The sequence below is a fragment of the Collinsella sp. AM20-15AC genome (assembly GCF_003471405.1).
In the GTDB taxonomy this organism is placed as follows: domain Bacteria; phylum Actinomycetota; class Coriobacteriia; order Coriobacteriales; family Coriobacteriaceae; genus Collinsella.
In genome coordinates, this window is sequence record NZ_QRJA01000056.1 from 1 (window position 1) to 2,028 (window position 2,028).

Genomic DNA, 2,028 nt, shown 5'->3' on the forward strand with positions numbered 1-2,028 from the left:
GGCGGTTGAGCAGGCGCAGGCCGAAGCAGTCGGCGAGGTAGTAGCCCATCTCGCAGCCGCCGTTACCATGATCGGAAGCCATCTTGACGCAATTCTCGGCGCCGACAGCCTGGCCGATGAGACCCTCGGGCTTGGTCATGGCGTAGACGCGAATGCCCTTTTCCTTCATCTTCTTGACGGCCTCGAGGACCTCGGGGGTGGTGCCGGACTCGGAGGCGGTGAGCACGACGGACTTCTCGGTCATGCGCTTGTGGCCCATGACGTTCCACTCGGCGGCGTGGATCAGGTAGACCTCGAGGTCGCGGTCGCCGAACTTGTTCATGAGGTACTCGAGCTGCATGAGCTCGTCCCAGGTGCCGCCGACGCCCATCAGGAACACGGCGTCGTAGCCCTCGTCGGCGACCTTGTCGGCGAGCGCGGTCATCTTCTTGCCGGCCTCGTAGACGTTCTTGCCGTCCTCGACGTAGCCCTCCTGGCTAAAGTGCATGATCTCGATCTTCTCGGTTTCCTTCATGGCTTTTCCTTTCTGTCCTGCACGCAACTCTATACATCGCGTTTCTTTTCGATACCAATTATAGACATACACCTAATGTGTTTTTAATACCACTTATCAATCTGCTCCAATCCTCGGTGAACGGTCGAAATTCTCTGGTGAGTGGTATTAAATTAGAATTGAATGTATAGCTAACGCCTCTGGCGCCTCCCTTGTGTGACAAAGAACAGCGTTCCTACCAGCGCAATAATGGTCGATGCCCCAAACAGCACCGCCTGAACGCCCAAAGCCTCCGCCAAAAACGGAGCCGCCAGCAGCGGCAGCACGCCGGCGCTCATCAGGCCAAAACGCACAAAGCCGGTAATGCGCCCCAGGTATTTGATGTCGGCGCGCTCCTGAATCAAGATCATCTGCAGCGGTTCCAGGAATCCCCAGGCCAGACCGTTAATCGCCTGACCGATAATCGCGACCCCCAGCATATCGGTGCCCACGTACACCATGGACCCAATGCCCACGGCCATGAGCGCGCCGAGCAGCAATCGCAGGTTGACATGGCGGGCAGAAAGCTTGGTCAGGATGAACGCGCCCACCGAGGAAGTGAGGCCCACGACCGAGGACAGCCAGCCCAGCCAGACGATATCCACGTTGAGCACATCGCGATAGAACAACGACTCCAGCGAATCGAACGCGCCAAACGCAAAGAAACCCAAAAAGCCCGAGATAAAGATGAGGCGCAGGTCGTGGTCGCGAAACGTAAGTCGCGCACCCTCGGCCATGCCGCCCAAAATACCGCCCTTCGGCTTCTCCCCTTTTGCGGGAGCAACACACTCGTGACAGCCCAAGGAGAGCACGGCCGCCACACCCATCATGCCCGCCATGAGCAGATAGACCGATTGCGTGGCAAAACAGCTCACGATGGCACCGCCGAGCAGCGGGCCAGCGGTATAGGCGATATTGCTGTAGAACACCATGAGGCCGTTCACGCGGGTACGGCCCTCGGTGGTCGACTCCAGGTATCCCGGAAACGCATGCGTGCAGGTGTTGATAAAGCCGCCCGCAAGTCCCAAGACGCACGCGGCAAACACAAGCCCGGGGACAGACAACGGCGCCAACCCCACGCCAAGCGATAGCACTGCCGTAATCACGCACGTCACAAACGACGTCCGGCGCGGTCCAAAGCGATCGATGACCGAGCCCGACACCATATTGCCCACCGACGTCATAAGATTGCGCACGAGCGTAATGGCGGCAACCAAAAAGGCCGTGCCAGCCAGATCATACGTGGCCGCACCGATAAGCCCCAAAAAGTAGACCGCGTTGTTGGCGCACCACTGCAGGGACTCAATAAGAATCAGCCTGACCTCTGCCGGCGTCAGGCGCATTGCTTCGCGATCCTTCGCGAACATACGAACTCCTTCTATACAAAAAGGGGATGGAGGGCATAGGCCTGCTCCATCCCCTTTCCAGGTTGCAACGAAAATCTATGCAGCCGGGCCCTTACGCCAGCACGCCGAAGAACGCGCCGATGATGCCCA

The 2,028-nt window shown here is 58.8% G+C and carries 1 protein-coding gene and 1 pseudogene; both read right to left on the reverse strand.

What is annotated here, in order from left to right:
- Positions 1–514 (reverse strand): annotated as a pseudogene (locus DW233_RS10015) (SIS domain-containing protein); the annotation flags it as partial.
- Positions 515–684: 170 nt separating this feature from the next.
- Positions 685–1,899: an MFS transporter gene (locus DW233_RS10020; protein WP_195521868.1), complete on the reverse strand. Its 1,215-nt coding sequence runs from the start codon at positions 1,897–1,899 to the stop codon at positions 685–687.
- Positions 1,900–2,028 lie beyond the last annotated feature (129 nt).

Coding starts and splice junctions, on each gene's coding strand:
- DW233_RS10020 (WP_195521868.1), bottom strand. CDS start 1,899: ATGTTCGCGAAGGATCGCGAAGCAATGCGCCTGACGCCGGCAGAGGTC.